We start from the raw sequence: 19,938 nt of genomic DNA, 5'->3' as shown, positions 1-19,938 counted from the left end.
CTGAACGAATCCGGAGCTTCGGACCGCTAGCCGCCCTAAAGGTCGGCCGGGGAGGACAGGGTTCCGCGGACGGCGGTCGCGGCCGCCACGGCCGGCGAGACCAGGTGCGTCCGACCGCCCTTGCCCTGTCGGCCTTCGAAATTCCGGTTCGACGTCGAGGCGCAGCGCTCGCCGGGAGCGAGCTGATCGGGGTTCATTCCCAGGCACATCGAGCATCCCGCCTGCCGCCATTCGGCTCCCGCCGCGGTGAAGATGTCGCCGAGCCCTTCGTCGTCGGCCTGCGCCCGCACCCGCATCGAACCCGGGACGACGAGCATCCGCATACCGTCGGCGATCTTGCGGCCCTTGAGGATCTCGGCGACCGCACGCAGATCCTCGATGCGGCCATTGGTGCACGATCCGACGAAGACGGTGTCGACGGAGACCTCGCGCAGCGGGGTTCCGGGGGCCAGATCCATGTACTGCAAGGCCTTCGCCGCGGCGGTGGCGGCGTTCTCGTCACCGAAGTCGGCGGGGTCGGGCACCACCGAGCCGAGCGGCGCGCCCTGTCCGGGGTTGGTACCCCAGGTGACGAACGGCGACAACCGTGTGGCGTCGATGTGCACCTCGGCGTCGAACTGCGCCCCGTCGTCGGTGCGCAGCGAATCCCAGTAGGCCACTGCGGCATCCCAGTCGTCGCCCTGCGGCGCGTTCGGACGTCCCTTGAGGAAGTCGTAGGTGATGGCGTCGGGCGCGATCATGCCGGCGCGCGCACCCGCCTCGATCGACATGTTGCAGATGGTCATCCGGGCTTCCATCGACAGTTTCTCGATGGCCGGGCCGCGGTACTCGAGCACATAACCCTGTCCGCCACCGGTTCCGATCTCGGCGATGACCGCGAGGATCAGGTCCTTGCTCGTGACGCCGGGGGGCAACTCACCGTCGACGGTGATCGCCATCGTCCGGAACGGACGCAGCGACAGCGTCTGCGTGGCGAGCACATGCTCGACCTCGGAGGTGCCGATGCCCATCGCCAGCGCCCCGAACGCGCCGTGCGTGGAGGTGTGGGAATCGCCACACACCACCGTCATTCCCGGTTGCGTCAGCCCCAGTTGCGGGCCGACCACGTGCACGATGCCCTGCTCGGCATCGCCCATCGGATGCAGCCGGATGCCGAATTCCTCGCAGTTACGGCGCAGGGTCTCCACCTGGGTGCGCGAGACCGGATCGGCGATCAGGTCGGTCTTGATGGTCGGGACGTTGTGGTCCTCGGTGGCGATCGTCAGGTCGCGGCGCCGCACCGGACGCCCGGCGAGGCGCAGACCGTCGAAGGCCTGCGGACTGGTCACCTCGTGCACGAGGTGCAGGTCGATGTAGATGAGGTCGGGTTGATCGCCGTTCCCGCGAACGACAACGTGGTCGTCCCACACCTTTTCGGCAAGCGTGCGCGGTGCGCCGTGCTGCGCGGCGCCGGTCGGGCTGTTCGTCATGGCTGCACTCACATCCATCTCGGTCACGTCGGGGCGGCGACCGAAGTGGGCTGAAATCGGCCATCGACGTGCATCTCACTATTTGGACAGTTAGTATCGTCCTATGGGAAAGGATAGCGCATCGGAACCGACCAGCGGAATCGGAGTCCTCGACAAGTCGGTGACCGTGCTGCGCGCCATCGCCGAAACACCGTGCAATCTCACCGAGTTGTGTGACCGCACCGCACTGCCCCGGGCCACCGCCCATCGTCTCGCGGTCGGCCTGGAGACCCATCGCCTGCTCGCACGCAACGCCGCGGGGCGCTGGTACCCGGGTCCCGCACTCAACGAACTGGCCTCCTCCGCACACGATCTCGTCCGCGAGGCATCCCTGATGGTGCTGCCACGCCTGCGCGAGATCACCGGCGAATCGGTACAGGTCTATCGCCGCGAGGGCTCCGAACGCGTCTGCATCGCCGCGATGGAACCACCGACCGGACTGCGCGACACCGTGCCGGTGGGTACCCGGTTCCCGATGAGCGCGGGGTCGGCGGCCAAGGTCTTGCTCGCCTGGGCCGACCCGCACACCCAGCGTTCACTGTTGGCCGACAGCGTGTTCAGCGACCGTGCGCTGCACGAGATCCGGCGGCGTGGGTGGGCGCAGAGCGCGGGCGAACGGGCCGCCGGCGTGGCCAGCGTCTCGGCCCCGGTGCGCGACGCCGACGGCGAGGTGATCGCGGCGATCTCGGTGTCGGGCCCGATCGACCGGATGGGCCGCCGCCCCGGGGCCCGGTGGGCCGCCGACCTTCTCGCGGCCGCCGACGCGATCCACAAACGCCTCGTCACCCAGGGCTGAGTTCGCGCCAGAAACGTGATCTGGGTTACCACACCCGGATTCGACCCACTAGCGTCAACGGGCATGGGAACCAATCAGAGACAGCAGATCGTCATGTCCGACGACGAGATCACCGACTTCATCGCCCGCAGCCGCACCGCGACCCTGGCCACCACCGGCCCGCAGGGCCAGATCCATCTGGTCGCCATGTGGTACGGCGTCGTCGACGGTGAGATCTGGTTCGAGACCAAGGCCAAGTCGCAGAAGGCGGTCAATCTGCGCCGCAGTCCCGCGTGCTCGGTGATGATCGAGGACGGCGACACCTACGACACGTTGCGCGGCATCGCGATCGAGGGCACCGCGGAGATCCTCGACGATCCGGACTCCTGCCTGAAGGTCGGGATCTCGGTGTGGGAGCGCTACACCGCGCCCTACACCGAGGAGTCCAAACCCTTCGTCGAGCAGATGATGAACAAGCGGGTGGCGGTGCGCTTCATCCCGAACCGGACCCGGTCCTGGGATCACCGCAAGTTGGGTATCCCGGCCATGCCGGCGTCGGGGTCGACCGCCGAATACCTCTGACCCCGTCGAGTGGGCGTCCGAATGCGTCGAGTGTGCGCCCGAACGCGTTCACCGTGCGTTGCTCGCACAGCACACCGCGCTCACTCCTCCGGGAAACCGGGACCGCAGAAGGGGATGACCTCGTCGACGCGCCGCCAGAGCAGTGACTCGGCGAAGGTCACCTCGTCGGCGGTGACCCGAACCCAGGTGATCTGGCCGTCCTAATGCAGGAGCACCAGGTCGAGTCCATGCCGCCAGGTCTTCTCGGCGGCGATGATTCGCTGCAGATCGGTGAGAATCTCTTCGCGCGGGCCGTCGTAGAACTTCTTCTCCGACCGACTTGCCAGGGGCAGGCCCGGCCGACCGTCCCGGTCGTGGCCGAAGTGATACTGCTCACGCCACTTGAGCACGAACCATTCGGGCAACCCGAGGGGGAGGTCTTCGGACATCAGCAGTGACCGATACCCCACAGGTCCCCCTCTGATCGGCGCGCCGCATGCGCGAACGCGTAAGAAAAAGGCCCCCTCCCCGGTGTTCCGGGAAGGGGGCCTTCTTGTAGCCCCGACGGGATTCGAACCCGCGCTACCGCCTTGAGAGGGCGGCGTCCTAGGCCGCTAGACGACGGGGCCATGGACCTTGTGTGGTCGCTGGGGTACCAGGACTCGAACCTAGAATGGCTGAACCAGAATCAGCTGTGTTGCCAATTACACCATACCCCAAGGTTTTCTCTTTTCCTCTCGGAAAAGAACCTGCGATAGATTAGCAGAGGTCTACCGGGCAACCACAAATCGGCTGGTCAGGGCCTATTTTCCGGCCAGTTCGCGGGCCGCTCGCAGCCGGGCCAGGCTGACCTCGCGGCCCAGCAACTCCATCGACTCGAACAGCGGCGGGCTCACCGCGGAGCCCGTCACGGCCACCCGCACCGGCCCGAACGCCTTGCGTGGCTTGAGGCCCAGATCGTCGATCAGCGCGGCGTTGAGGGCATCGTGCAGCGCCGTCGTCTGCCACGAGTCCAACGACTCCGTCGCCGCGATGGTGGCGTCGAGGACCTCGACGGCGTCGGCACCGAGATTCTTGGCCGCGGCCTTCTCGTCGATGGTGAAGTCCGCCTCGTCGACGTAGAGGAACGAGATCAGTCCCCACGCATCGCCGAGGACCTGGATGCGGGTCTGCACCAGCTCCGCGACGACGGCGAACGCCGCGTCATCGACGCGGGCCGGCAGGTGCCCGTGCTCGGTCAGGTAGCTCTTGAGGCGCGCGGTGAAGTCGCTGAGTTCGAGCATCCGGATGTGTTCGGCGTTGATCGCGTCGGCCTTCTTCTGGTCGAAGCGGGCCGGGTTGGAGTTGACGTCGCCGACCTCGAACGCGCCGATCATCTGCTCGAGGGTGAACACGTCGGTCTCGTGGGAGTATCCCCACCCGAGCAGCGCCAGGTAGTTGAGCAGGCCCTCGGGCAGGAAGCCGCGATCGCGGTGGTGGAACAGGCTGGATTGCGGGTCCCGCTTGGAGAGCTTCTTGTTGCCCTCCCCCATCACGAACGGCAGGTGTCCGAACTCGGGAACACGCTCGGCGACACCGATACCCATCAACGCCTCGTAGAGCGCGATCTGACGCGGCGTGGAACTGAGCAGGTCCTCACCGCGCAGGACGTGGGTGATCTTCATCATCGCGTCGTCGACGGGATTGACCAGGGTATAGAGCGGATCCCCGTTGGCGCGGGTGAGCGCAAAGTCGGGCACCGTGCCGGCCTTGATGGTGGTGGTGCCGCGCACCAGATCGTCCCACGCGATGTCGCGATCCGGCATGCGAAGTCGCACAACGGGATTGCGTCCCTCGGCGCGGTAGGCGGCGCGCTGCTCGTCGGTCAGTTCCCGATCGAAGTTGTCGTAGCCGAGCTTGGGGTCACGGCCGGCGGCACGGTGGCGGGCCTCGACCTCCTCGGGGCTGGAGTACGCCTCGTAGGCCGCACCGGATTCCAGGAGGCGACGCACCACGTCGAGGTGGATGTCGCGTCGCTGCGATTGGCGGTACGGACCGTAGGGACCGCCGACCTCGGGGCCCTCGTCCCAGTCCAGACCGAGCCACCGCAGCGACTCCAGGATGGCGTCGTAGGACTCCTGGGAGTCACGTGCGGCGTCGGTGTCCTCGATGCGAAAGACGAAGGTGCCCTTGTGGTGACGCGCCGCGGCGAAGTTGAACAATGCGGTGCGCACCATGCCGACGTGGGGCGTACCCGTGGGCGACGGGCAGAAACGAACCCGGAAGGCGTCGGTGCTGACTGGATCGGTACTGGCCATGGCGCTCAGCGTATCGAATGCGCCGATGCCGAGGTCAGTCCCGGTGGCGGTCGCAGAAGTCGACGATGAGCTTGTTCACCTCGGCGGGTTGCTCGAGATAGCCGAAGTGGCCGGCCCGGGCGACCTCGGCATACTCGGCGCCGGGGATCGCCTCGGCGACCTCGCGGGCCAGTTTCGCCGGCAGGGTGCGGTCGTCGGCGAAACCCACCACCAGGGCCGGCCGGGAGATCTGGCGGTAGGCGGCCAGACGGTTGAGCTCGCCGTGGTGCAACTCGAGCTGCGCCCGCACCCCCGGCGTCACCGTCTGCGGGGAGAACCCGATGATGTCGAGCCAGTCGCGGGCGGCGCGATCGTCGTCGAGGGTGTGCGGTGAGAGGTTGAGGTGCGCGGTGATCGCGGCCGCGTAGTCCGGCGGCAGGGTGATGCCCTGGTCGTAGAGCGCGCGCTCCCCCGCCGAAATCGCTTCCTGCAGTGGAGTATTGCGGCCATAGGTGGCCAGCATGACCGCACCGCGGACGAGATCGGGGCGAGCCAGGGCCAGTTCCTGGGCGATCCGGGCACCCAGTGACGTCCCGACGACCAACGCCGGTCCGCCGAGATGCTCGATCAGCGCCGCGGTGTCGGCGACCATGTCGTCGAGGGTGAAGCCCTCGGCGCACTCCGACGACGGCGCGATACCCCGGTTGTCGAAGAGCGCCACGCGATAGCCGGCCTTGCGCAGCGCCGGTTCCTGATTGGCCTTCCACACCCGGCCCGGACTTCCGGTGCCCATCACCATCACGACCAGTGGACCGGTTCCCGCGACCTCGTAGGCGATGTCGATCCCGTTGACTCGCACGGTCTGCGCGGGCGCGGTCACGGCTTGTCCACCACCGGATTGGTCAGGGTGCCCAGGCCTTCGACGCTGACCGACACCCGTTGTCCGGCCACCATCGGACCGACCCCGTCGGGTGTGCCGGTCAGGATGACGTCGCCGGGCAGCAGCGTCATCACCCGGGAGATCCATTCGATGATCGCCCCCACGTCGTGCAGCATCAGTGAGGTGCGGCTGCGCTGACGGACCTCACCGTCGAGTTCGGTGGTGATCTGGGCGTCGGCGGGATCGAAGTCGGTGTCGATCCACGGGCCGAGCGGGCAGAAGGTGTCATAACCCTTGGCCCGGGTCCACTGACCGTCGATCGACTGCTGATCACGCGCGGTGACGTCGTTGGCGATCGTGTAGCCGAGGATCGCGCTCTTGGCATCGGCGGCCTTGACGTCCTTGCAGGGCCGTCCGATCACGACGGCCAACTCCCCCTCGAAGTCGACCCGCTCCGACGACGGCGGCCGCACGATCGGCACCTCGGGACCGATGATGGAGGTGTTCGGCTTGAGGAAGATCACCGGCGATGCGGGTGCCTGCCCACCCATCTCCGCCACATGTGCCGCGTAGTTCTTGCCGATGCAGATGACCTTGGTGGCCAGGATGGGCGCGAGCAGTCGGACGTCGGCCAACGGCCACGAGCGTCCGGTGAACGTCGGTGTGCCGAACGGATGCTCGGCGATCTCCTTGGCGACGATCCCCTCCGGGGAATCGTCGAGGGAGACAAAAGCGACACCGTCCGGACTGGCGATTCGACCTAGGCGCATAGGTGCGAGGGTATCGCACCCCAGATGTCCACACTTCGAGACGTCGGTTGGTCCCGCGGCACGATCCGGTTCTAGAATGTGGAAACGAAATCTCATTATTTGAGATTCGCCCGATCCTGCGGAGGTGTGATGCGCACTGTCGAGAACGTCGGCACCACCCGGAGGTGGGTGATGCTCATCTGCTCGCTGGTCGCCGCGATGACGACCACCTGCGTGGTCAGTGGCGTCGCCTATCTCATCCCGGCACTGCACGCCTCGGGCATGACCGTCTCGCAGGCATCGGTCCTGGCCGCCGTTCCCACCGTCGGTCTGATGCTGGCGATCCTCGGCTGGGGTGCCCTGCTCGACCGCCACGGCGAACGGCTGATCCTGACGGCGTCCCTGTCGATCACCCTTCTCGGCGCGGTGGCCACCGCGATCGCCGCCGCCACCTCGGCACCGTTCTCGGTACTGGCGATCTGCCTGTTCATGGGCGGGCTCGGGTCGGGCGCGGCCAACGGGGCATCCGGGCGGATCGTGGTCGGGTGGTTCCCACCGCAACAACGCGGCACGGCGATGGGTGTGCGGCAGATGGCACAGCCGTTGGGCATCGCCGTGTGCGCGCTGACCATGCCGGTACTCGCCGAACGGCACGGAATCGCTGCGGCCCTGGTGGTTCCGGTCGCCGTCACGCTCATCGGGCTGCTCGCATGCCTGCTGGGAATCGCCGATCCACCGCTGCGCCGAGCCGACGGCACCGCACCGGAATCCACCCGAAATCCCTACCGGCAGAGCTGGTTCCTGGCCCGGGTACACGCGGTCAGTGTGCTGCTGGTGATCCCGCAGTCGATGCTCTGGACGTTCGTGCCGACGTGGCTGATCGTGGCACGGCAATGGTCTCCGGCGACGGCGGGGATCCTGGTCACCATCACCCAGACCATCGGGGCGTTCGGACGGATCGCGGCCGGTCGATGGTCGGATGCGTGGCTGTCGAGAATGCGTCCGATCCGGGTGATCGCCGTGGCCGCCGGACTGTCGATGGGCGTGTTGGCGTTCACCGATTGGCGCGACAGTTCGATGTCGGTGGTGCTCATGGTGATCGCGTCGATCGCGTCGGTGGCCGACAACGGCCTGGCGTTCACCGCGATCGCCGAGTTCGCCGGCCCGCGCTGGAGTGGACGCGGACTGGCCGTGCAGAACACGGCGCAGTACCTCGCGACCGCGGTCACCACACCGATCTTCGGGGCCGTCATCACCGCCGTCGGATTTCCCCTCGCCTTCGCCGCCGGGGCGATCGCCCCGGCCATCGCCGCACCGTTGGTACCCGATGACCCGGCACCCCGGCCGGAGCCGGTGAGCCGGTAGAGCAGGAACTCCGGCTACGTCATCTCCTGCGCCACAGTCGCATTGATGAGCCCCGCGGCCACCGCGGCGTCGTCGACGACGACGAGGTCACGCCGCCCGTCGGATCGGGTGACCAGCAACGCGTCTCCGGATCGGAGCACGAATCCCTGTGCGCCGGCGAGGGGTCCGCGTATGGCGATCCGCTGACCGTAGCCGCCGAAGTCACGCAGCGCGTGCACCCTCACCACCTCGGCGCGGACGATGTCGGTCATCGGGACCCGGATTCGCGGCCATCCGATCGCGTTCTGCACGGCGAGGTGGTTGCGGTCGACGGTCACCCGTACCGACCAGAATGCCGCCATCAGCATGGTGAGCACCGCCACCAGGATGAGCAACCACCACAGCCCGGTCACGGCCGCGACGATGATCACCGTTCCGAATGACGCGATCACGACGATCATCGGGATCGTCGACATCGCCACCCGGCGCTGCCACAGAAAGCGTTCTGCCGCACCGAGTTGCGCGGTGGGCACCGTACCGACGGGATCACGTCGGGGCGACGGCCACGACGGTACCGCGATCGCCGACAGCGCCGCGGCGCTCAGCCCACACACCGCCGCGACGACGATCGCGAGGGCAGGTACCGACACCCGATGGATGTCGGTGACGCCGCGCTGCGTCTCGATCACACCGAGCAGCAGTACCGTCACGAAGACGGCCAAACCGTTGGCCAGGGCCAGAATCCAACGCAGCGCGCGCGAGTCGGCCACTCTGCCGGTGGCCGCACCGACCACCGCGAGGCCGCCGACGACGGCTCCGACGGCGATCACCGCGGCGAGCGTGACACATGCGCCGACCAGGCTGCTGGTGCCGTCGACTCCACTCGAACCCCAATGGGAGGCAACGGGATCGGGAAGATCGGGCGACCAGGATGTCAGGGCGAGGGCACCGGTGAGGGCCATCGTCACCGCCGGAACGGCCACGATCGCCACCAGAATGCCCAGCGACCGTGACGTCGGGGCCGGTCGGACGTCGTTCATGTCATCCTCCTCGTGATCTCCGCGGCCAGTTCGGGTGCGCTCACGCCGAACCGCCGCGCCATCTCCACCAGACGGTCGAGCGCATCGCCCATCTCGGCGCGCACCGGTGCGTGCGCGGAGACCACCGCTCCGCGGCCCCGTCGTAACTCGACCAGTCCGTCGTCGCGCAGGATCTGGTAGCCGCGCAACACCGTGTGCATGTTGACGTCCAGGGACGCGGCCAACTCGCGAGCCGCCGGCAGCCGCTCTCCGGCAAGCACCTCTCCGTCCGCGATCGACCGGCGGACCGATGATGCGATCTGGGCGAAGATCGGCGTCCGATCGGTCGGATCGATGCGAATCAACACACCCTGATCCTATAGTTCTAGTCTAACTAGAACAAGTAGAGCCGACTGAACACCGATGGCCGGTCCCCTGCTCGGGACCGGCCATCGGTGTCGGATGAACGAATGCTACGCCGAAGCGGTTGCGCTACAGCCGCTCTCGGATGCGCTTGCCGATCTCGGACGTCGACAGCTGCGCACCGTCACGCTCGAGGAGATCGTCGGCGACCGCCTTCTCGACGCGGCGCGCGTCATCGGACCGGCCGACGTGATCGAGCAGCAACGCCACCGACAGGATCGCCGCCGTGGGATCGGCCTTGCCCTGCCCGGCGATGTCGGGCGCGCTGCCGTGCACCGGCTCGAACATCGACGGGTTGGTGCGGGTGGCGTCGATGTTGCCCGACGCCGCCAGCCCGATACCGCCGGACACCGCGGCCGCGATGTCGGTGATGATGTCGCCGAACAGGTTGTCGGTGACGATGACGTCGAAGCGTCCCGGATCGGTCACCAGGTAGATGGTGGCCGCGTCCACATGGCAGTAATCGGTGGTGACGTCGGGGAACTCCTTGCCCACCTCGGCGACCGTGCGACTCCACAGCGATCCCGCGAACGTCAGCACGTTCGTCTTGTGGACCAGGGTGAGGTGCTTACGGCGGCGGGTGGCCCGTTCGAAGGCGTCGCGCACCACACGCTCCACCCCGAATCGGGTGTTGACGCTGACCTCGGTGGCCACCTCGTGCGGGGTGTCGACCCGGATCGCACCGCCGTTGCCGGTGTAGGGACCCTCGGTGCCCTCCCGGACCACGATGAAGTCGATGTCGGGATCACCGGCCAGCGGTGAGGTCACCCCCGGCAGACGCCGCGACGGACGCAGATTGACGTGATGATCGAGCGCGAACCGCATCTTCAGAAGCAGACCGCGTTCGAGGATGCCCGAGGGCACCGACGGATCACCGATCGCGCCCAGCAGGATCGCGTCGTGCTCACGCAGCGAATCGAGGTCGGCGTCGGTCAGCAGTTCACCGTTGCGGTGGTAACGACGCGCACCGAGGTCGTAGTCGGTGGTGTCGACGTCGGGAACCACCGCGCGCAGCACCTCGAGTGCCTCGCCGATGACCTCGGGTCCGATGCCGTCGCCGGCGATTACTGCGAGTTTCATGACAGATCCACCTGTTCGATGAGGGTTGCGCCGACCGCCGCCGAGATCGCGTCGACCAGCGAGTCGTCGAGTTTGCGGCTGATGCGCAGCACCATGGTGGCGCCGCCGCCCTCGGCATCCTGCGACAGGCCGGCGGCCAGGATGTCGACCCCGGCATCACCGAGCAGGGTGCCGATCTTGCCGAGCGAACCCGGCTGATCGGCGTAGCTGACCAGCAGGTTCAGGCCTTCGGCACGCAGATCGAAATTGCGCCCGTTGATGTTGACGATCTTCTCCACCTGATGCGGTTCGGTGAGTGAACCGGCCACGTTGTGCACCGAACCGTCGGCGAAGACCGCCTTGACGTCGACCACGCTGCGATGGTTGGGGCTCTCGGTGGCGACGGTGACCTCGCTGGTCACACCGCGATCCTCGGCCACCTTGGGGGCGTTGACAAAGGTCACCGGCTCCTCGAGGGCCGCCTCGAACAGACCGCGCAGGGCCGACAGACCGAGCACGTCGACCTTGCTCGACGCCAACTCACCGCGGACATCGACGACGATCGAGCTCGGCAGTTCGGAGCTGATCGCGCCGACGAGCACACCGAGCTTGCGGGCCATCTCCAGCCACGGGGCGACCTCTTCGTCGACGGCACCGCCGACGATGTTGACCGCGTCGGGCACGAAGTGTCCGGCCAGGGCCAGCCGCACGCTCTTGGCGACGTCGGTGCCGGCGCGGTCCTGTGCCTCACTGGTCGAGGCTCCCAGGTGCGGAGTCACGACGACCTGCGGGAGCTCGAACAGCGGGGAGTCGGTGCACGGCTCGGTGGCATAGACGTCCAGGCCGGCGGCGCGCACCTGTCCCGAGGTGATCGCGTCGGCCAGGGCCTGCTCGTCGACGAGGCCACCGCGGGCGGCGTTGACGATGACGACCCCCTTCTTGGTGCGGGCGAGCTGCTCGGCCCCGATGAGTCCCAGGGTCTCCGGCGTCTTGGGCAGGTGCACGGTGACGAAGTCGGCGCGCTCGAGGAGTTCGTCGAGGGAGACCAGTTCGATGCCGAGTTGGGCGGCACGCGCCGGCGACACGTACGGGTCGTAGGCGATCACGTGGGTCTCGAAGGCCCCCAGCCGGGCGGCGACGAGCTGCCCGATGCGGCCGAGTCCGACGACGCCGACGGTCTTGTCGAAGATCTCCACACCGTTGAACGAGGAGCGCTTCCAGGTGTGCTCGCGCAGCGTCGCATCGGCGGCCGGGATCTGTCGCGCCGCCGACATCAGCAGGGCGATCGCATGCTCGGCGGCGGTGTGGATGTTGGAGGTGGGCGCGTTGACCACCATCACGCCACGTTCGGTGGCGGCGGGCACGTCGACGTTGTCGAGTCCGACGCCGGCACGTGCGATGATCTTCAGCTTCTTACCGGCGTCGAGCACCTCGGCGTCGACGGTGGTGGCGGATCGAACCAGGATCGCGTCGGCGTCGACGACGGCCTCGAGAAGTTTGGGACGGTCCGGACCGTCCACCCAGCGCACCTCTACGCCGTCGCCGAGGGCTTCCACGGTGGATGGGGCCAATTTGTCGGCGATGAGGACGACCGGCAGGCCTGCTGAGGTCACGTTTGTTCTCCAGAATCGGTTGCGAGATCGGGTGCGATGTCGTAGGGACATCCGCCCCACAGCTTAGAGGCCGCCGCATCGACGTCGGACAACCGGGCGGCCAACTCGGTCTCGACGCTCAGGTTCGACGTGTACATTGTGAGCGGCATTACGGAAGCATTCCAATGCGGTAGCGGAATCCTTGCGTGAGATCGATGCCTCCCCGGCGCCGGTACGGTGGCTGTTCGGGGGGGGGGTGACGTCGCCCAGTCGATCACGTGTGTCGATCGCTATGAATTGGTCCACCACCCGCGCCGGTCGCCGTGGATCAAGAACAAGAGTGGAGTGTGTGGATGAAGAAGAAGCTGACAGTACTGTTGGCTGTTCTGGCGGCAACGGTACTGGCCGGCTGGGGGGCTCCGGGCACGGCCACGGCTGCGCAACCGAAGATCTACCTCGGTGGCGGCTCGGGAATCCTGGTCCTCGAGGGCGGCAACTCGGCGGCCGCGTGCACACTGACCACCATTGGCCACGCCAAGACCGGTGAGTTGATCGGCATCACCGCCGGACACTGCGGCCAGCCCAATCAGCAGGTGCTCTCCGAGAGCTTCTCCGATCGCGGCGTGGCAGGGGTCATCACGCATTCCGATCCCAAGGAAGACATCGCGATCATCAAGTTCAACAGCAATGTCGTTCCGTTGCGCACGGTACAGGGTGTCACCATCAGCGGCATCGACACGCGACCGATCGGCTTCCCGACCATCGCCTGCAAACAGGGACGCACCACCGGCAACACCTGCGGCGTGGCGTGGTTCTCCGACGGCGACGTCCACCTCACCCAGATGTGCGTCATCGAAGGCGACTCCGGCAGCCCGGTGGTCGTCGGCAATCGCCTCGTCGGCATGGTCAACGCGTACTACCTGCTCGGCTGCGTCGGACCGGAGAAGGGCACCAACGCCGCCGCGATTCTCAACTACGTGAAGTCCACCAACTACAAGGGCTTCACACCGATCTGATCGGGACGGATCACCGTCGACGACGAGACCCGGGACGCGCGCGTGCGTCCCGGGTCTCGTCGTCTCATCCCCGGCGCCGTCACAGACGGGAACTGCGCCCGCTGTTGATCTCCCAGTTGTTGATCTCCCAGTTGTTGATCTCATCGTCGAGCTGGGCGCGCACCCAGGCTCCGATCCGGTTCAGGTCCGCCGGCGCCAGTCCCCCGCTGCGCCACGACCATCCGCCGGTGTCGATCCATTCGTCCATCGCCACCGCGAGGCGACGCCGGTACTCCGCCTCGCGTACCCGCTCGTCGGCGCAGAACAGCGCGTAATCGTCGGAGCGCCATTGTGCGGGCATCGGGAAGACGGTGTCGGTGATCGTCTCATCGCCCAGTGCGCCGACGACATCGCGGATCTCCGCCCGGTTCCGTGGATCGGCTCCGAGATCACGAAGCACCGCAAGATATTCCGCGGGAATCGGGGTGTCGGCTCCCCGGTCGGCCGGATCATCGGACATGGCGACCGGCGTCCTCGACGAGCGAGCCCGTGCGCAGCCGCCCCGTCGCCCGGATGTCACCGAGTTCGTCGCGCAACTCGGGGTGGCGGGCATAGAAATCGATGAGCCAGAAGGTCCCGGATGCCCCCAGATGCAGCGGGTCCAGCCGGATCTCGCCGGCGCGGATCGCTGTCGCGTCCTTCTCCGCGGTGGTGGTCATCCGGACGCCCTCGCGTCGGCTCGCCGCCGTCGGTACCGCCCGCACCGCGACCACCTCGCCCCAGGGGAGGAAGCGACGCCGGCCGGCCAGGGCACCGACGTCGACACCGTCCGGGGACACCGTGACCGCCGATCTGCCACGACGGATCACCAGCAGCGCCTCGACGGCCCCGACGACACCGACGGCGAGAAAGGTGTAGGCGGTCGGATGCCGCGGCGAGTCCTGCATCCACGACATGTCGAGGTCACCGCGCCACACCGCGACGAACGCGAGGACACCCGCCGCACCCATGCCCAGCGCCGAGGCGATGTCGCAGCACAGCGCCACCGGGTCGACGCCGAGACGCAGCGCATGCCGGTGGAAGCGGACACCCGCCAACTCGATCCGCCCGCTGCGCTGCCGCCGGCCGGTGCGACACCACGACCACGCCCACAACGCCACCCCGGCACTCCCGGATGCCGCGGCTGCGGCGGTCAGCGGATGGCCGCCGGCCAGGGTGTGCACGGCCGCCCAGCCGAGCAGCACGGCGGCACCGGCCAGGAGATATCCGAACAGGCTCAGACGCCACGAGCGGCCCAACCACGCCGACGGGACCGGGTATCCGGCAGCCGATTCGGCCGAGATCTGTTTGTTCACACCGGAATCCTCACTTGCACACCAACTGTCCGACCACGTTGCCCAGGGTCGACGCACCGAGACTGGTGCCGGTGCCGACCAGAAATGCCTTGCCCGCCGTCATCTCCGGCATCGTGGCCAGCGCCACCAGGTCGACGCCGAGCGATACCCCGCCCGCGACCCCCGCCTTGCAGACCTCGTACTGGTTCTCGGCGGTGGCGACGCTCAGTGCGGTGGACAGGATCGTCAGGCCCGGGCCGGCGACCTTGGCGCCGGCCTGCAGCTGCTGGGCCTGCACCGCCGACAGATACGGCAACCCTCGGGTCACCTGGGATTCCGTTGCCGCCATCCCACCGGCGGCCAACGCCACGGTGATGTCCTGGGAACTGGGAATCGGCGCCTGGAATCCGTCGATGTCGGCGACCGCGGTGCCGTCGGCGCGTTCGGTGACGATCACCGGGGACCGTCCCTCACGCATCAACTCGATCCGCGTCGTACCGTCGGGATTGGGTGTGCGGATGGCGGTTCGGCGGCCGGTGGGATCGAAGAACTCGGTGCGTTCACCGCCGGGTCCGGAGATGTAGACCTGCGAACTCCCGTCCAGCATCGAGACGGTGGTTTCGGTGATGCCGTCGTGGGTGGTGGTCGACGACTCGACCACACTGCCCAGCAGGTGCTCGGTCAGACGCCGGTTTTGATGGGTGCGTCCCAGTTCGGGATTCTCCCCGCGTGTGGTGTCGGCGTACGGATCCTTGGTGAAGTCCTGGGGTGCGCGTGGGTCCAGGTGGAGTTCGGGAAGCTCGATCCCGAGGTCATTGCGCGTCACCTGGTGGCGGATGAAGTTGCCCAGGTCATAGTCGGCGTAGCCCAGCGCGGTCAACTTCGGGTTCAGTTGATCCTGAAAGCCGGCGGCGGCCAGGGCGAGTGCCTTGATCACCTGCGGCGCATAGCGTTTCACCCGCGGCAGCACCACCCAGTCGTCGGCGACGAACAGATCGCCCGACTCGATCACGCCCAGCAGGTGCCGGATGCCGGTGGTGGCCTCCACCAGCTGCGGCCCGAAGCGCCCGATCCCGACGGCCGATCCGGTGGCGATCGCGACGATCTGGTTCACCCGTTCGCGACCGACCTCGACGGCCTCCTCGGCGGCGACCTGCGCCGGACCGGTCCACAACCCGTCGTGGGCGAGTCCGAGCACCTCGTACCAGGAATCGGCGACGGTGTCGGCGAATCCCTCGGCGTCGGCCCGCAGCGTGTCCCCCGCCGCGAGGAGCGCCTCGGGCCGCCATCCGTCGAAGACCGTGCGGCTCGGGATCATTCGGATGCGCCTGCAAGAGAACGGAATCGGGCGGCGAGGGCGTCATCGGCCACCTCGTAGGTGCCCGCTGCGGTGTACACCGCGTCCGCGACGCCCTGGAAGTACCGCGCCACCGCCCGCAACGGTTCACCGATCGCCTCGGCGGCGGTCGCGGCGGAATACTGCGTCGACGATCCCGGGAGGCAGTCGGCGACGGCCGCCAGATCGGCGGGCATGGGAGCCGCCGGGATCCGGCCCGCCAGGCCGGTCACCGATGCCGAGAACTGTCGCAGCGCTTCGGGATTGACGTCCACCCCACACCCCCTCGTGATTGTCGTCTGATCCGACACGATAGGTCATCGGGGCCGAATCGGCGGTCAACCATCCACAGGCCGCTCCCGCTCACGAGTCCCACCGACGGCCGCGAGACGAACCCGGAAACGACCGTGGCCCCGACTCCGGGCGGGAGTCGGGGCCACGACGGGGCGAAGGAGATCAGGCGGTCTCGGTGATCGGGCGATCCACCCAGCTCATCAGGTCGCGCAGCTTCTTGCCGGTGACCTCGATGGGGTGCTCGGCGTTCTTCTTGCGCAGCGCCTCGAGCTCGGCGTTACCGCCCTCGACATTGGCGACGAGTCGCTTGACGAAGGTGCCGTCCTGGATGTCCTTGAGGATGCCGCGCATGCGCTCCTTGGTGTCGGCGTCGATGACGCGCGGACCCGACAGGTACCCACCGAACTCCGCGGTGTCGCTCACCGAGTAGTTCATCCGGGCGATGCCACCCTCGTACATGAGGTCGACGATCAGCTTGAGCTCGTGCAGCACCTCGAAGTAGGCCATCTCCGGTGCGTAACCGGCCTCGACCATGACCTCGAAGCCGGTCTTGACCAGTTCCTCGGTGCCACCGCAGAGCACGGCCTGCTCGCCGAAGAGGTCGGTCTCGGTCTCTTCCTTGAAGGTCGTCTTGATGATGCCGGCGCGGCCGCCACCGATGGCCGACGCGTAGCTCAGGGCCAGGGCCTGACCTTCACCCTTGGGGTCCTGGTCGACGGCGATCAGGCAGGGCACGCCCTTGCCGTCGACGAACTGCCGACGCACCAGGTGGCCGGGGCCCTTCGGGGCGACCATGCCGACGGTCACGTTGGCCGGAGCCTTGATGAGACCGAAGTGGATGTTGAGGCCGTGCCCGAAGAAGATGGCGTCGCCGTCCTTGAGGTTCGGCTCGATGTCCTCGGTGAAGATCTTCGCCTGGCTGGTGTCGGGGGCCAGGATCATGATGACGTCGGCCCAGGCTGCCGCCTCGGCGTTGCTCATCACCTTCAGGCCCTGCTCGGCGGCCTTCTCCCGCGACTTGCTGCCCTCGCGCAGACCGATCGCCACGTCGACGCCCGAGTCACGCAGACTCAGCGAGTGCGCATGTCCCTGGCTGCCGTAGCCGATGACCGCGACCTTGCGGCCCTGGATGATCGACAGATCCGCATCGTCGTCGTAGAACAATTCGATCGCCACAGTTGGATTCCCTTCGATATGTGGTGTGCCCCAGGCGAATCGGTTCTGCACGCGAGGGGCGCGTTGGTGGTGCGTACGTCAGCGGTTGGCCGACATGCTCTTGGGTCCGCGTCCCAGGGTGACCGCCCCCGACTGGGCGATCTCACGGATGCCGTACGGATCGAGCATCCGCAGCAGCGCCTCGAGTTTCTCCGAGGTGCCGGTGGCCTCGACGGTCAGCGACTCCGGCGAGACGTCGATGACCTTGGCGCGGAACAGGTTCACGACCTCGATGACCTCGGTGCGCACCGTGGAGTCGGCGCGGACCTTGACCATCATCAGCTCGCGGGACACCGAGTTGGACGGATCCTGCTCGACGATCTTGATGACGTTGATCAGCTTGTTGAGCTGCTTGGTCACCTGCTCGAGCGGGAAGTCCTCGACCGAGACCATGATGGTCATCCGCGAGATGCCCTTGAGTTCGGTCGGTCCGACGGCGAGGGATTCGATGTTGAATCCGCGCCGGGAGAACAGACCGGACACGCGGGCGAGGACGCCCGGACGGTCCTCGACGAGGACGCTGAGGGTATGGGTACTCATTTCTTCTCACCCTCCTGGCCGAGATTGGTGTTCTGGTTGACGACCTCGTGGATGTCGGCCGGATCCGACGCCGACGCGTCGTCGTCGAACAGCGGCCGGATGTCGCGCGCGGCCATGATCTGGTCGTTGCCGGTGCCCGCGGCGACCATCGGCCACACCTGGGCGTCGGCGCCGACGATGAAGTCGATGACGACCGGGCGGTCGTTGATCGCGCGCGCCTGGGCGATGACCTCGTCCACCTCGGATTCGTTCTCGACGCGGAATGCCGCGCAGCCCAATGCTTCTGCGAGCTTCACGAAGTCCGGGATGCGCATCGAATGCGTCGCGAGGTCGGTGTTGGAGTACCGCTCCTCGTAGAACAGCGTCTGCCACTGACGCACCATGCCCAGGTTGCCGTTGTTGATCAGCGCGACCTTGATCGGGATGCCCTCGATGGCGCAGGTCGCCAACTCCTGGTTGGTCATCTGGAAGCAGCCGTCACCGTCGATGGCCCACACCTCTTTCTCGGGTGCGGCCATCTTGGCGCCCATCGCGGCCGGAACCGCGTAGCCCATCGTGCCGAGTCCGCCCGAGTTGAGCCAGGTGCGCGGCTTCTCGTAGGAGATGAACTGTGCCGCCCACATCTGATGCTGGCCGACACCGGCGCAGTAGACCGCATCCGGCCCGGCAAACTTGCCGACCTGGGAGATGACGAACTCCGGCGACATCGCCCCGTCGGCGGGCCGGTCGTAGCTCAGCGGGTAGGTGCGACGGATGCCGTCCAGATACCGCCACCACGCGGTCAGGTCGGGGATCTCGTCGGTGGTCGCCCGCTCGGCACGCAGCGTCTCGATCAGGTCGACGATGACGGCCTTGCAGTCACCGACGATCGGCACGTCGGCGTGCCGGTTCTTGCCGATCTCGGCGGGGTCGATATCGGCGTGGATGACCTTGGCGTCCGGCGCGAACGAGTCGAGCTGACCGGTGACCCGGTCGTCGAAGCGGGCACCGAGGGTGATCAGCAGGTCGCTGCGCTGCAGTGCGGCCACCGCGGCGACGGTGCCGTGCATACCCGGCATGCCGAGGTGCTGCTGATGCGAATCGGGGAACGCGCCCCGCGCCATCAGCGTCGTCACCACCGGGATGCCGGTCAGTTCGGCCAGTTCGAGCAGTTCGGCCGACGCGTTCGCCTTGATGACGCCACCACCGACGTAGAGGACGGGGTTCTTGGCGGCGTTGATCAGGCGAGCGGCCTCGCGGACCTGCTTACCGTGCGGCTTGGTCACCGGACGGTAGCCGGGCAGATCGATCTGCGGCGGCCACGAGAAGGTGGTCTGGGCCTGCAGGATGTCCTTCGGGATGTCGACGAGAACCGCTCCGGGACGGCCACTTTCGGCGATGTGGAAGGCCTCGGCGATGACCTGCGGGATGTCGGCGGCGTTGCTCACCAAGAAGTTGTGCTTGGTTACCGGCATGGTGATGCCGGAGATGTCGGCCTCCTGGAAGGCGTCGGTGCCGATGAGTGCGCGACCGACCTGGCCGGTGATCGCGACGACCGGGACCGAATCCATCTGCGCGTCGGCCAGCGGCGTGACGAGGTTGGTGGCACCGGGACCCGAGGTCGCCATCATGACGCCGGCGCGGCCGGTGACCTGCGCGTAGCCGGTGGCCGCGTGACCGGCGCCCTGCTCGTGGCGCACCAGGACGTGGCGGACCTTCTTGGAGTCGAGCAGCGGATCGTAGACGGGGAGCACCGCACCGCCGGGGATACCGAATACGACCTCGACACCGAGCTCCTCGAGCGATCGAACCACCGACTTCGCGCCGCTGACGCGTTCGGGGGCGACGGTGTTCTGCCGCACCGCGCGGAGGCTGCCGCCCGCCGGGGAATCCTGGCGTGGCGCGGACGCTTTTCCGCTGGTGTCCGTACGTGCTGTTGGTGCGCTCACTGCACGGTCCTTCATCTTGGTGATCATGGGTGGGTGGATGCTGGCAACAAAAAACCCCCGACAGCGAGGCTGTTCGAGGGTGGCGCGTCGATGCTGGGGTCTCGTGAGTG

General features: G+C 67.5%; 20 protein-coding genes and 2 tRNA genes. 4 read left to right on the top strand and 18 right to left on the bottom strand.

All coding sequences use genetic code 11. The annotated features are described in order from the left end of the window. Positions 1 to 35: 35 nt before the first annotated feature. On the bottom strand, positions 36 to 1,469 hold the full coding sequence (leuC, locus tag ABLE92_RS20830; RefSeq protein ID WP_425476117.1) for a 3-isopropylmalate dehydratase large subunit: 1,434 nt from the start codon (positions 1,467 to 1,469) through the stop codon (positions 36 to 38). A gap of 103 nt (positions 1,470 to 1,572) precedes the next feature. Here leuC and ABLE92_RS20825 point away from each other — a divergent pair, with 103 nt between their 5' ends. After that, on the top strand, positions 1,573 to 2,304 hold the full coding sequence (locus ABLE92_RS20825; RefSeq protein ID WP_348806696.1) for an IclR family transcriptional regulator: 732 nt from the start codon (positions 1,573 to 1,575) through the stop codon (positions 2,302 to 2,304). 63 nt (positions 2,305 to 2,367) lie between these two features. Further along, positions 2,368 to 2,865, top strand: coding sequence for a PPOX class F420-dependent oxidoreductase (locus ABLE92_RS20820; RefSeq protein ID WP_348806695.1), 498 nt, complete (start codon positions 2,368 to 2,370; stop codon positions 2,863 to 2,865). 200 nt (positions 2,866 to 3,065) lie between these two features. Here the strand turns inward: ABLE92_RS20820 and ABLE92_RS20815 are convergent, their stop codons facing one another. The 6 genes from ABLE92_RS20815 to ABLE92_RS20790 all read right to left on the bottom strand — a co-directional run bounded on the left by ABLE92_RS20815 (position 3,066) and on the right by ABLE92_RS20790 (position 6,770). Further along, positions 3,066 to 3,293, bottom strand: coding sequence for a hypothetical protein (locus ABLE92_RS20815; RefSeq protein WP_348806694.1), 228 nt, complete (start codon positions 3,291 to 3,293; stop codon positions 3,066 to 3,068). A gap of 107 nt (positions 3,294 to 3,400) precedes the next feature. Next, positions 3,401 to 3,473, bottom strand: a tRNA-Glu gene (locus ABLE92_RS20810). 18 nt (positions 3,474 to 3,491) lie between these two features. Further along, positions 3,492 to 3,563: transfer RNA gene (locus tag ABLE92_RS20805), tRNA-Gln, on the bottom strand. A gap of 84 nt (positions 3,564 to 3,647) precedes the next feature. After that, positions 3,648 to 5,141, bottom strand: coding sequence for a glutamate--tRNA ligase (gltX, locus tag ABLE92_RS20800; protein WP_348806693.1), 1,494 nt, complete (start codon positions 5,139 to 5,141; stop codon positions 3,648 to 3,650). Between the two features lie 34 nt (positions 5,142 to 5,175). After that, positions 5,176 to 6,000 (bottom strand): alpha/beta fold hydrolase, encoded by an 825-nt coding sequence (locus ABLE92_RS20795; RefSeq protein ID WP_348806692.1) that lies wholly within the window; start codon positions 5,998 to 6,000, stop codon positions 5,176 to 5,178. Next, positions 5,997 to 6,770, bottom strand: a complete 774-nt coding sequence (locus ABLE92_RS20790) for a fumarylacetoacetate hydrolase family protein (RefSeq protein WP_348806691.1) — start codon at positions 6,768 to 6,770, stop codon at positions 5,997 to 5,999. The genes ABLE92_RS20795 and ABLE92_RS20790 overlap by 4 nt, the downstream gene beginning before the upstream one ends. Before the next feature lie 129 nt (positions 6,771 to 6,899). Here ABLE92_RS20790 and ABLE92_RS20785 point away from each other — a divergent pair, with 129 nt between their 5' ends. Beyond that, positions 6,900 to 8,114 carry an MFS transporter gene (locus ABLE92_RS20785; RefSeq protein ID WP_348806690.1) on the top strand — a complete coding sequence of 405 codons (1,215 nt, stop codon included), beginning with the start codon at positions 6,900 to 6,902 and terminating at the stop codon, positions 8,112 to 8,114. A 14-nt stretch (positions 8,115 to 8,128) separates the two neighbouring features. On the opposite strand, the gene ABLE92_RS20780 is transcribed toward ABLE92_RS20785, so the two are convergent. The 4 genes from ABLE92_RS20780 to serA form a co-directional block, all read right to left on the bottom strand. Continuing rightward, positions 8,129 to 9,133, bottom strand: a complete 1,005-nt coding sequence (locus ABLE92_RS20780) for a hypothetical protein (protein ID WP_348806689.1) — start codon at positions 9,131 to 9,133, stop codon at positions 8,129 to 8,131. After that, positions 9,130 to 9,480, bottom strand: a complete 351-nt coding sequence (locus tag ABLE92_RS20775; protein ID WP_348806688.1) for a GntR family transcriptional regulator — start codon at positions 9,478 to 9,480, stop codon at positions 9,130 to 9,132. The genes ABLE92_RS20780 and ABLE92_RS20775 overlap by 4 nt, the downstream gene beginning before the upstream one ends. 124 nt (positions 9,481 to 9,604) lie before the next feature. Further along, positions 9,605 to 10,615, bottom strand: a complete 1,011-nt coding sequence (locus tag ABLE92_RS20770; RefSeq protein ID WP_348806687.1) for a 3-isopropylmalate dehydrogenase — start codon at positions 10,613 to 10,615, stop codon at positions 9,605 to 9,607. Beyond that, positions 10,612 to 12,207, bottom strand: coding sequence for a phosphoglycerate dehydrogenase (gene serA, locus ABLE92_RS20765; RefSeq protein WP_348806686.1), 1,596 nt, complete (start codon positions 12,205 to 12,207; stop codon positions 10,612 to 10,614). The genes ABLE92_RS20770 and serA overlap by 4 nt, the downstream gene beginning before the upstream one ends. A 332-nt stretch (positions 12,208 to 12,539) precedes the next feature. Between serA and ABLE92_RS20760 the strand changes: the two genes are divergently transcribed. Continuing rightward, positions 12,540 to 13,202: a trypsin-like serine protease gene (locus tag ABLE92_RS20760; RefSeq protein WP_348806685.1), complete on the top strand. Its 663-nt coding sequence runs from the start codon at positions 12,540 to 12,542 to the stop codon at positions 13,200 to 13,202. A 79-nt stretch (positions 13,203 to 13,281) separates the two neighbouring features. Here the strand turns inward: ABLE92_RS20760 and ABLE92_RS20755 are convergent, their stop codons facing one another. The 7 genes from ABLE92_RS20755 to ABLE92_RS20725 form a co-directional block, all read right to left on the bottom strand. After that, positions 13,282 to 13,701, bottom strand: coding sequence for a hypothetical protein (locus ABLE92_RS20755; RefSeq protein ID WP_348806684.1), 420 nt, complete (start codon positions 13,699 to 13,701; stop codon positions 13,282 to 13,284). Next, a complete protein-coding gene (locus tag ABLE92_RS20750) occupies positions 13,691 to 14,536 on the bottom strand; it encodes a PH domain-containing protein (RefSeq protein WP_348806683.1) in 846 nt (281 codons plus the stop codon). The genes ABLE92_RS20755 and ABLE92_RS20750 overlap by 11 nt, the downstream gene beginning before the upstream one ends. A gap of 10 nt (positions 14,537 to 14,546) precedes the next feature. Next, the gene (locus ABLE92_RS20745; RefSeq protein WP_348806682.1) at positions 14,547 to 15,833 is read right to left on the bottom strand and encodes a hypothetical protein; all 1,287 of its coding nucleotides are present in this window, start codon (positions 15,831 to 15,833) and stop codon (positions 14,547 to 14,549) included. Continuing rightward, positions 15,830 to 16,126, bottom strand: coding sequence for a type VII secretion target (locus tag ABLE92_RS20740; RefSeq protein ID WP_348806681.1), 297 nt, complete (start codon positions 16,124 to 16,126; stop codon positions 15,830 to 15,832). The genes ABLE92_RS20745 and ABLE92_RS20740 overlap by 4 nt, the downstream gene beginning before the upstream one ends. Before the next feature lie 181 nt (positions 16,127 to 16,307). Further along, on the bottom strand, positions 16,308 to 17,321 hold the full coding sequence (gene ilvC, locus ABLE92_RS20735) for a ketol-acid reductoisomerase (protein ID WP_348806680.1): 1,014 nt from the start codon (positions 17,319 to 17,321) through the stop codon (positions 16,308 to 16,310). A gap of 78 nt (positions 17,322 to 17,399) precedes the next feature. Further along, positions 17,400 to 17,900, bottom strand: a complete 501-nt coding sequence (gene ilvN / locus ABLE92_RS20730; protein ID WP_348806679.1) for an acetolactate synthase small subunit — start codon at positions 17,898 to 17,900, stop codon at positions 17,400 to 17,402. Next, positions 17,897 to 19,828 (bottom strand): acetolactate synthase large subunit, encoded by a 1,932-nt coding sequence (locus ABLE92_RS20725; RefSeq protein WP_348806678.1) that lies wholly within the window; start codon positions 19,826 to 19,828, stop codon positions 17,897 to 17,899. Before ABLE92_RS20725 ends, ilvN begins: the two co-directional genes overlap by 4 nt. Positions 19,829 to 19,938 lie beyond the last annotated feature (110 nt).

Source organism: Gordonia oleivorans (genome assembly GCF_040044975.1).
Classification (GTDB): Bacteria; Actinomycetota; Actinomycetes; order Mycobacteriales; family Mycobacteriaceae; genus Gordonia; species Gordonia oleivorans.
The sequence above is the reverse complement of the archived record's forward strand: the minus strand, read 5'-3'. Positions and strand labels throughout refer to the sequence as shown.